This is a genomic window from Massilia sp. Root335 (assembly GCF_001425685.1).
In the GTDB taxonomy this organism is placed as follows: domain Bacteria; phylum Pseudomonadota; class Gammaproteobacteria; order Burkholderiales; family Burkholderiaceae_D; genus Telluria; species Telluria luteola.
The window spans coordinates 26,001-34,531 of the sequence record NZ_LMCY01000020.1; the positions used below are offsets into that span (position 1 = coordinate 26,001).

Genomic DNA, 8,531 nt, shown 5'->3' on the forward strand with positions numbered 1-8,531 from the left:
GGGCCGGCCGTGTCCGCGCTGCGGTTGCGCCCGCGTACACCGCTGCGGCCAGGCGAACGGCTTGCAACGTTTTCGTTGCCTCGGGTGCGGACGCAGCTACAACGCACTGACCGGCACGCCGCTCGCCCGTCTTCGCAAGAAAGAGTGCTGGCTACCGTTCCTGCAATCCATCCTCGAATCGCGCACGGTGCGCGACGCGGCGCGTGTGACCGGCGTGCACCGGACTACCAGTTTCAGGTGGCGCCACCGGTTCGTGCCCGGTGCGATGCGCGACCGTCCGGCAATGTTGACGGCCATCGTCGAGGCGGACGAGACCTATCGCCTCGAATCGCAGAAGGGGTCGCGCAACCTGACGCGACGGCCGAGAAAGCGCGGCGGCGTGGCCACGCGGCGCGGGATCAATCGCGAATACGACTGCCTGCTCATCGCGCGCGACCGCAACGGGCAGACGCTGGACTTTCACACGGGCCGGGGACAAGTGACGGCTGCGCAATTGCATGCGTGCCTCAAGCCGGTCTTGCCTGCCGACGTGTTGCTGATCAGCGACGGGGCTGCGGCGTATCGTCGTTTCGCCGTGCAAGCGGGCATCACGCACGAAGCGGTGAACGTGACGGCCGGCGTGCGGGCGCGCGGCGCGATCCACATCCAGAACGTGAATAGCTGGCACAGCCGCTTCAAGAGCTGGCTGGTGCGGTTCCGCGGCATCGCGAGCCGCTACCTCATCAATTATTCGGGCTGGCAACGGCTGCTGGATGCGCGGCGGCTGACCACGCCGGCGCATTTGCTGTGCGCTGCGGCCCGGCTCGGCTAGGGCGGCTGCGCTCGGTTACCTACGTAACGCGAACACAGCCTTTTTTTACGTCCCTCAATGGCCGGCCGGACAATCCTGGCGCGACAGCAACGATCCCGCCCGCAGCGCCGCCGCGAAATCGGCACCCGTCACCTCGTCGCCGAAGCGCGCGCGCAACTGCTCCTCGGTCAGCACCACGTGCCGGGCCGCGGCCGCCGCGATCGCATACGCCATCGTCATGCGCGGATCGCGCGGCACCAGCTGGCCGAGGTCGTAGGCATTCGCCAGGAGCGACAGCGCGAAATGGTCGCATTGCGCGCCGGCCTCCTGCAGATAGCCCAGCGCCTGCCGCTTCCAGGCCTGGACCTGCGGGTCGTCGGCCTGGGCGTCGAGGTCGGCCGGCCGGCCCATCGGGCCTTCCATGAAAAAGTCGATGCGGGCGTCGCGGTTGCCCGCGTCCGCCGCGCGCACGAGAAACGCCATGCGCTCCTGCAGCTGCACGGCCGAGACGCCCGCGCACAGCGCTTGCACGCGGCGGCGCTCCGCTTCGGCCTGGACGCGTTCCGCGGCCACCGCGAATTCCGGCAGCGGGTCCGCGTTTGCTGCGCACACCGATGCGGCCTGGTAGATGTCGTAGGCGGCGCGCGTGTCGCCCGTACGCGCGGCGGCGTTGCGGCGGGCGATGTACGTGGCGACGTCCTCGCCGTGCAAGTCGACGACGCGGCCATTGCGGCCGTACAGCGGGGAACGCGGCGCCGCGACGAAGTCCGCCCGTGCCGGCGTGGACGCCGGCGGCGGCGCGAACCACTGCCGCGCGGCTGCGCCGGCCTGGCGCTGCGGCGCCGGTGCGGGCGACGGCGGCACGTCCGGCCCGCGCAGGCCGAGCGCGCCCAGCAGGGCCGCGATCAGGGCCACGGCGGCACAACCGGTCAAGAGCATGCGTGAAGACGTCATCGGCACGATCGTAGCGTGGACGCCGCGCGAACGGCGCCCTGTTTCACGTCAGTTCCACAAATAGCAATAGGCCTGGCTGCGCTCCAGGTTGGTGCCGATCGTGCCGCTGGTCGAGATCTGCTTCACCCAGCCGTTCGGCGCCGTCGTCTTCGGCACGTCGCCGCAGTTGCTGTGCACCCAGTGGATGCCCGTGCCGTCCGAATACTTCTCGCCGCACACTTCGACGCGCGTGCCGGACTTCAGGGCCGCCAGCGAGGCCGGGATGGACGTCGAATTCTGCACGTAGTCCACCGCGTAGACGTTGTCCATGGCGACCTGGTACGACCTGCCGTCCTGGTCGGCCTTCATGTAGATGATCGTGTGCGACAGCTTGATGCCGTCGATGGTCTGGCTGGCGGACTGGAACTTGGGGCCGCTCGTGACAGTGCCGGTCAGGAAGGCCCCCTTGTTGGTCGTGCAGGTGCTCTGCTCGGAAGCATAGGCGCAGGCGCCCTGGGACAACAGCAGCAACGATACGAGCGACAACAGCGTTTTTTTCATTTTCCGTTTCCTCAGTGTTCGTTATGTGAACCCGCCGGCGGCAGGCCAGGGAATGGATCGTATCCCGCTCGACAGTATCGCAGCCGATTGTTACAAAAAAATTATCGGATTCGTGCATTTGTTCAAGAACTTTTTCACAAACATAACGTGGCGAGGCTCAGCGACACTTGGTGCTAAGCTGGCCCTGCATCGCAACATCGGAGGACCCAGCCATGTCGGAAGCACGCCACGAAGTCGTCGTGATCACGGGAGCCAGCGCAGGGATCGGCCGCGCGGCGGTCCAGCAATTCGCCCGGCGCGGCGCACGCATCGCGCTCGTCGCGCGCGACCCCGACCGCCTGGAGGCCGCGCGCGCCGAGGCCGAGCGCCTGGGCTCGCCGCAGGCCATCGCCATCTCCGCCGACACGGCCGACTACGCGCAAGTCGACGCCGCCGCCGAGCGCGCGGAAAACGAGCTGGGCCCCATCGACATCTGGGTGAACAACGCGATGGCGACCGTGTTCGCGCCGTTCGCCGACATCGCGCCGGAAGACTTCCGCCGCGTCACCGACGTCACCTACCACGGCTTCGTGTGGGGCACGATGGCGGCGCTGAAACGCATGCGGCCGCGCAACCGCGGCACCATCGTGCAGGTCAGCTCGGCGCTCGCCTACCGCTCGATTCCCCTGCAATCGCCGTATTGCGGGGCCAAGCACGCGATCAAGGGTTTCACGCAATCCGTGCGCACGGAGCTGGAACACGACCACAGCGACGTCCACGTGGCCATCGTCGACATGCCCGGCGTGAACACCCCGCAATTCGAATGGTGCAAGACGACGCTGACGCACCATCCCAAGCCGATCGGCACGTATTACCAGCCGGAGGTGGCCGGCCGCGCCATCTGGTGGGCGGCGCACGCGCGCCGGGCCGAGATCTGCGTCGGCTACCCCACGCTGGCGACCATGCTGGCCGAGAAATTCGTGCCGCGCCTGCTCGACCGCTACCTGGCGCGCAAGGGCGTCGCGGGCCAGCAGCGCGCCGACACGATCCCGGCCGACCGCCCGAACAACCTGTGGCGGCCCGTGCCCGGTCCGTATGGCGCACACGGCACGTTCGACGCCGGCGCCAGCACCCGGAGCGTGCAACTGTGGGCCACCACGCACCGCGGCTGGCTGCTGGCCGGCGTGGGCGCGGCGGCGGGCGTCGCGCTCGGCCTGCGCCAGCTGCGCCGCCACTGACCAACCATCGAAACGAGGACATGACATGAGCAAAACCGTTGGCGACTTCTTCGTCGAACGCCTGTACGAATGGGGCGTGCGCACGATCTTCGGCTATCCGGGCGACGGCATCAACGGCGTGCTGGGCGCGCTCGACCGCTTTGGCGGCAAGATCCGCTTCATCCAGGTGCGCCACGAGGAAATGGGGGCCTTCATGGCCTCCGCGCACGCCAAGTTCACGGGCGAACCGGGGGTCTGCCTGTCGACGGGCGGCCCCGGCGCGGCCCACATGGTGACGGGCCTGTACGACGCCAAGATGGACCACGTGCCCGTGCTGGCGATCACCGGCCAGGCGCCGACGACGTCGCGCGGCGCCCACTACCAGCAGGAACTGAACCTCGAGCGCCTGTTCCAGGACGTGGCCGACTACGTCTACGAGGCGAGCCAGCCGTCCCAGGTGCGCCACCTGCTCGACCGCGCCATGCGCACGGCGCTGGGCCGCAACGGCGTGAGCGTGCTCGTGCTCCCGAACGACGTCCAGGACAAACCATACGAAGAGCCGGCCCGCAAGCACGGCAACGTCTTTTCCGGCATCGGCTACACCAAGCCGCGCGTCGTGCCGTACGAAGTCGACCTGCAGCGCGCGGCCGATGTGCTGAACGCGGGCAGCAAGGTTGCGATCCTCGTCGGCGCCGGCGCCTTGCGCGCCACGGACGAAGTCATCGCCGTGGCAGAACGCCTCAAGGCCGGCGCCGCCAAGGCGCTGCTGGGCAAGGCCGCCCTGCCCGATCACCTGCCGTGGGTGACGGGCACGATCGGCATCCTCGGCACGAAGGCCAGCTGGGAATTGATGAGCGATTGCGACACCCTGCTCCTGATCGGCACGGGCTTCCCGTACGCCGAATTCCTGCCCAAGGAAGGCAAGGCGCGCGCGGTGCAGATCGACATCGACCCGTCGATGCTGAGCATCCGCTTCCCGGCCGAGGTCAACCTGCATGGCGACAGCGCCGAGACGCTGCGCCTGCTGCTGCCGCTGTTGAAGGACAAGACGGAGACGAGCTGGCGCGAAAAAGTCGAGAAATCGGTGCGCGACTCGTACAAGCTGCTGGAAGAACGGGCGCTGGCATCCGCCAACCCGATCAATCCGCAGCGCGTGTGCTACGAACTGTCGCCGCTGCTCGCGCGCGACGCCATCGTCACGAGCGATTCCGGCTCCTGCGCGAACTGGTATGCGCGCGACCTCAAGGTGCAGCGCGGGCAGATGTATTCGCTGTCCGGCGGGCTCGCGTCGATGGGCGCGGCCGTGCCGTACGCCATCGCCGCCAAGTTCGCCCACCCGGACCGGCCCGTGATCGCCCTCGTCGGCGACGGCGCCATGCAGATGAATAATATGGCGGAACTGATCACCGTATCGAAATACTGGAAACAGTGGAAGGACCCGCGCTGGATCGTGTGCGTGTTCAACAACGAAGACCTGAACCAGGTGACGTGGGAACAGCGCGTCATGGAAGGCAACCCCAAGTTCGAGGCGACACAAAAAATTCCCGATGTCCCGTACCACCGCTTCGGCGAACTGATCGGACTGAAAGGCATCTTCTGCAACGATCCCGACAAGGTGGGCGAAGCGTGGCGCGAGGCGCTGGCGTCCGACCGACCCGTCGTCCTCGAATTCAAGACCGACCCCGAAGTGCCGCCGCTGCCGTCGCACATCACGCTCGAGGAAGCCAGGCACTTCATGACCACCATCGGCAAGGGCGATCCGAGCGAAGGCTCGATGCTGGCCGGCGTCGCGCGCCAGGTGCTCAGCTCGATCCTGCCCGGGGACAAATCGTGAACGCGGCGGCGCCCGCGGACGCGCGCCCGCTGGCGCGCGGGCTCGGCGCCGCCACCCTCGGCCTGGCGCTGGGCGCGTTGCTGCTGGGGCGGGCGGCGTCCGGCCGCAGGCTGCCCGCGCCCGTGCCGGCGCGATTGCCATCACCAGTGCCGCGCGATGCGGCCGGCGCCGACATCGCCGCCGACCCCGCACCGCAAGCCCGCCGGCTGTACCAGGCTGCCGCGATGCTGGCCGCATCCGTGCTGAGCGACAGCGCGATGGAACACTACCGCGGCGGCTTCGAGAACCCCGGCATGTTCGCACCGCTCGCCAGCGCGGCCGTCGTGCTGGCCTGCGCGCTGCGCGGGGCGGGAACGGCCGGGCCACGAACGGCCGGGCCACGAGCGGCCGAGTCGCGAACGAACAGGTTGCGCTCGGCCGGGACACGAGCGACTGGGCCGCGCTCAACCGGACCACAAACGACCGGGTCACGAACGACCGGGTCACGAACGACCGGGTCACGAACAACCGGCCTGATGGCCACCGTTCCTTATGCCACGGCCTGCGCCGTCGGCGCTGCCGGCTTCGGCTTCCACGCCTACAACGTGCTGCGCCGGCCCGGCGGCCTGTCGTGGGCCAACCTGTTCTATGCGGCGCCGCTCGGCGCGCCGGCCGCCCTCGCGCTGGCCGGCGTGATCGGCCTGGCCGCCCGTCCCGTCGCCGCGGGCGCGCCGACGCTCGCCGGCCTGCCCAGCGGACGCGCCCTGTGCGGCCTCGCCGCGTTCGGCCTGGCCGGCACGAGCGCGGAAGCGGCGCTGCTGCACTTCCGCGGCGCCTTCCAGCATCCCGCCATGTGGGTGCCCGTCAGCGTGCCGCCCGTGACGGCCGTCATGCTGGCCGGCGCCGCGCTGCCCGGCGCCCGGGGCCCGCGCCGGCTGACGAACGCACTGCTGACCGCGTGCACGTGGCTGGGCGTGCTGGGGATGGGCTTCCACGCGCGCGGCGTCGCGCGCCAGATGGGCGGCTGGCGCAACTGGAGCCAGAACCTGCTGGCCGGTCCGCCGCTGCCGGCGCCGCCCAGCTTCAGCGCGCTGGCGCTGGCCGGCCGCGCGGCGCTGGCACTGCGCGCGGCGCAGGAAGGCTCGTCGCGGGACCGCATGCAGGGGGCCGCATGAGGGAGACCCCATGACCGAGCCACCGCGCTTCCCCGGCTACGACGTGCTGGCCAAATGGGACAGCCCGTCGTTCGACGACGTCACCCGCGGCGTCCTCGCGCACCGGCTGGACGCCGTCCCGCCGCGGCGCTGGCTGACGGCCGACGAATGGGACGTGCTGGACGCGATCAACGCGCGCCTGCTGCCCCAGCCCGAGCGCGACCACCCGATTCCGATCACGCCCTGGATCGACGCCATGCTCCACGACGACCGCGGCGAAGGCTACCGCCATCCGGACATGCCGCCGCTGCGCGCCGCCTGGCGCCAGGGCCTGGCCGCCGTCGACGACGAGGCGCGCCGCCTGCACGACCTCCCGTTCGCCCGGCTGGACGCGGCCGCGCAGGACGCCGTGCTGCAGGCGCTGGCCGACGGCCGCGCCGCATCGCCCCGCTGGCACGGGCTGGACGCGCAGCGCTTCTTCATCCACCACCTGCTCAAGACGGCGGCCGGCTTCTATTATGCGCATCCGCTCGCGTGGAACGAGATCGGCTTCGGCGGCCCCGCGAGCCCGCGCGGCTATGTGCGGCTCGGGTTCGACAGCCGCGACCCGTGGGAAGCGAAGGAGGCGCCATGAGCGGGAGCCACGCGCCGCGCACGGGCGCCGGCCGCGCCCCCGACGTGTTCGAGCGCGGCGGCTGGGTGAGCATGCGCGAATACGCCGACGACGAGCCGGTCGATTTCGCCATCGTCGGCGCGGGCGCCGGCGGCGCCACGCTCGCGTGCAAGCTGGCGGAGGCCGGCTTTTCCGTCGTCGTGCTGGAAGCCGGGCCGTTCTGGCGGCCGCTGGAAGACTTCGCGTCGGACGAACAAGCCCAGCAGCAGCTGTACTGGACCGAGGAACGGATCTCGGACGGCGCGGACGCGCTGGCCCTCGGCGGCAACAATTCCGGCTGGGGCGTGGGCGGGTCGACCGTCCACTTCAGCATGATCTCGCTGCGCTTCCGGCCCGAGTGGTTCCAGGCGCGCAGCCGGCTGGGCTACGGCGTCGACTGGCCCATCACCTACGCCGAACTGGCGCCCTACTACGAGGAGGCGGAGCGGGCGCTGGCCGTGGCCGGACCGGTGCGCTATCCGTGGGGACCGCCGCGCAGGCGCTACCCGTATCGCGAACACGAGATGAACGCGGCCGGCCTCGTGCTGGCGCGCGGCGCCGAGAACATGGGCATACCCTGGGCCGCCGTGCCGCTGGCGACGGTGTCCGCGCCGCGCGGCAAGTCGCCGCCGTGCGTGTACCGGGGTTTCTGCAATTTCGGCTGCGCGACGAATGCCAAGCAGAGCGCGCTGATCGTGTGGATTCCGCGCGCGCTGGCCGCGGGCGCCGAAGTGCGCGACCTCGCCATGGCCGGCCGCATCGAGACCGGCCCGGACGGCCGCGCCCAAGGCGTGCACTATCGCCGGCACGAGCAATGGCGCTTCCAGCGCGCGCGCAACGTCGTCGTGTCCGGGTACGCGATCGAGACGCCGCGCCTGCTGCTCAATTCCGCCAGCGACCGGTTTCCGCACGGCCTCGGCAACGGCTCGGGCCTCGTCGGCACGCACCTGACGACGCACGCCGGCCCGGGCATGTGGGCGCGCTTCGACGAGGAGATCCGCTGGTACAAGGGCCCGCCCAACATGGCCGTGTGCGAGCACTGGAATTACACGGACACCGGCAAGGATTTCCACGGCGGCTACGCCTTCATGAGCCAGGGTCCGCTGCCGCGCGCGTGGGCGCAGGTGCTCGTCACCGAGCGGCACCTGTGGGGCGCGGCGCTGCGGCGCGAGATGCAGGACTATAACCACATGGCCGGCCTGGTGGCCGTCGCCGAGACGGAGCCGCGCGCATGCAACCGCGTGGCGCTGTCCGACGTGCGCGACCGCCACGGCCTGCCCGTCGCCCACGTCACGTTCGAATATTCCGACAACGACCGCCGCATGCAGGACCACGCGCGCCGCTTCATGGGCACGATGCTGGAAGCGGCGGGCGGCCGCGGCGTGTGGACGAGCGACGACACGAGCCACATCCTGGGCACCTGCCGCATGGG

General features: G+C 70.2%; 8 protein-coding genes. 6 read left to right on the forward strand and 2 right to left on the reverse strand.

Annotation, left to right across the window (positions count from 1 at the left end):
- Nucleotides 1-61 precede the first annotated feature (61 nt).
- Nucleotides 62-811, forward strand: a complete 750-nt coding sequence (locus ASC93_RS13030) for an IS1595 family transposase (protein ID WP_157201902.1) — start codon at nt 62-64, stop codon at nt 809-811.
- 54 nt (nt 812-865) lie between these two features.
- Here the strand turns inward: ASC93_RS13030 and ASC93_RS13035 are convergent, their stop codons facing one another.
- Nucleotides 866-1,744 (reverse strand): hypothetical protein, encoded by an 879-nt coding sequence (locus ASC93_RS13035; protein ID WP_157201903.1) that lies wholly within the window; start codon nt 1,742-1,744, stop codon nt 866-868.
- 48 nt (nt 1,745-1,792) lie between these two features.
- Nucleotides 1,793-2,284, reverse strand: coding sequence for a hypothetical protein (locus ASC93_RS13040; protein WP_229412707.1), 492 nt, complete (start codon nt 2,282-2,284; stop codon nt 1,793-1,795).
- A gap of 212 nt (nt 2,285-2,496) precedes the next feature.
- Here ASC93_RS13040 and ASC93_RS13045 point away from each other — a divergent pair, with 212 nt between their 5' ends.
- From ASC93_RS13045 to ASC93_RS13065, 5 genes are all read left to right on the forward strand, one after another.
- A complete protein-coding gene (locus ASC93_RS13045; RefSeq protein ID WP_056442356.1) occupies nt 2,497-3,501 on the forward strand; it encodes an SDR family oxidoreductase in 1,005 nt (334 codons plus the stop codon).
- Between the two features lie 25 nt (nt 3,502-3,526).
- The gene (locus ASC93_RS13050; protein ID WP_056442359.1) at nt 3,527-5,314 is read left to right on the forward strand and encodes a thiamine pyrophosphate-requiring protein; all 1,788 of its coding nucleotides are present in this window, start codon (nt 3,527-3,529) and stop codon (nt 5,312-5,314) included.
- Entirely contained in the window at nt 5,311-6,468 is a 1,158-nt protein-coding gene (locus tag ASC93_RS29850; RefSeq protein ID WP_157201904.1) for a hypothetical protein, read from the forward strand. The genes ASC93_RS13050 and ASC93_RS29850 overlap by 4 nt, the downstream gene beginning before the upstream one ends.
- 10 nt (nt 6,469-6,478) lie before the next feature.
- The gene (locus tag ASC93_RS13060) at nt 6,479-7,081 is read left to right on the forward strand and encodes a gluconate 2-dehydrogenase subunit 3 family protein (protein ID WP_056442366.1); all 603 of its coding nucleotides are present in this window, start codon (nt 6,479-6,481) and stop codon (nt 7,079-7,081) included.
- Nucleotides 7,078-8,531 (forward strand): GMC family oxidoreductase N-terminal domain-containing protein (locus ASC93_RS13065; RefSeq protein ID WP_229412708.1); only part of this gene is annotated, 1,454 nt, incomplete at its 3' end. The genes ASC93_RS13060 and ASC93_RS13065, both read left to right, overlap by 4 nt.

Coding starts and splice junctions, on each gene's coding strand:
- ASC93_RS13060 (WP_056442366.1), top strand. CDS start 6,479: ATGACCGAGCCACCGCGCTTCCCCGGCTACGACGTGCTGGCCAAATGG.
- ASC93_RS13050 (WP_056442359.1), top strand. CDS start 3,527: ATGAGCAAAACCGTTGGCGACTTCTTCGTCGAACGCCTGTACGAATGG.
- ASC93_RS13035 (WP_157201903.1), bottom strand. CDS start 1,744: ATGACGTCTTCACGCATGCTCTTGACCGGTTGTGCCGCCGTGGCCCTG.
- ASC93_RS13040 (WP_229412707.1), bottom strand. CDS start 2,284: ATGAAAAAAACGCTGTTGTCGCTCGTATCGTTGCTGCTGTTGTCCCAG.
- ASC93_RS13045 (WP_056442356.1), top strand. CDS start 2,497: ATGTCGGAAGCACGCCACGAAGTCGTCGTGATCACGGGAGCCAGCGCA.